This window comes from Tritonibacter sp. SIMBA_163 (genome assembly GCF_046535935.1).
In the GTDB taxonomy this organism is placed as follows: domain Bacteria; phylum Pseudomonadota; class Alphaproteobacteria; order Rhodobacterales; family Rhodobacteraceae; genus Epibacterium; species Epibacterium scottomollicae.
Genome location: NZ_JAWJBP010001093.1, coordinates 1 through 245 on the forward strand (window position 1 = coordinate 1; position 245 = coordinate 245).

General features: G+C 61.2%; 1 protein-coding gene. It reads left to right on the top strand.

Features of this window, described 5'->3' with window-relative positions; translation table 11 throughout:
• A partial coding sequence (locus tag R0J92_RS25715; protein WP_411053774.1) for a hypothetical protein occupies window positions 1–245 on the top strand: 245 nt, incomplete at both ends.

Sequence of the window (245 nt, forward strand, 5' to 3'; positions counted from 1 at the left end):
CGGGCATCGGTCAACAGCTCCCAGTGCATGTTGCAGAATCCGAACACGGCGCCGATGGGCAGACCGTCCTACTTGCGGGCCAGCGGCGGGAGGGCGTGGAAGGCGCGGAAGATGAATCCGGAGCCGTCGACGAGGAAGAGGTGATCACCTTTTTTCATGGGCTATGGAATAGCTTGCAGCACTTCGCCAGTCCACGAAAACTTGATGGAAAGCCACGTCACCACCGCCTGCCGCAGGCTCACCGG